This window comes from Pseudomonas sp. PDM02, assembly GCF_014852285.1.
Lineage (GTDB): Bacteria > Pseudomonadota > Gammaproteobacteria > Pseudomonadales > Pseudomonadaceae > Aquipseudomonas > Aquipseudomonas migulae.
On sequence record NZ_JACVBL010000047.1, the window covers coordinates 1 to 435 of the forward strand.

Consider the following 435-nt stretch of genomic DNA (forward strand, 5'->3'; position numbering starts at 1 on the left):
TTACTCTGCTCCTCATCAAAGATCCAAAATCACGCCCCCGATGCGAACGAAAGATCGTTGGGTAGTTTTCGCTCAGCAGAATTAAGACTATCTATATTTTTTCCAAAATCAAAAACAATTTCCATTTTAATTGTTAATTGCAATTAATTTATTGATTTTATTGAGATTAAAGTTTAATCGAATGGTGAGTGGCATTTCGGAAATAAAAAAGGCACCCGAAGGTGCCTGATTTGAATAGCTGAAACGCTTTAGGATCGTTTAGTGCAGAAGATTACTCCAGCGTCGGATTCATGTGACGCAGATCGTATGGCGTTATCTGGTAGACGTAATAGTTGAGCCAGTTAGTGAAAAGCAAATTCCCGTGGCTGCGCCAGGTTGCTCTCGGTTTGTTTTGCGGATCGTCTTTTGGGAAATAGTTGTACGGTACTTCCGGAT

1 protein-coding gene is annotated in these 435 nt (G+C 40.2%); it reads right to left on the bottom strand.

Annotated elements, in window-relative coordinates; genetic code table 11:
- Positions 1–271: 271 nt before the first annotated feature.
- Positions 272–435: homoserine O-acetyltransferase/O-succinyltransferase family protein (locus IB245_RS29505; RefSeq protein ID WP_192496365.1), on the bottom strand; the 164-nt coding region annotated here is incomplete at its 5' end.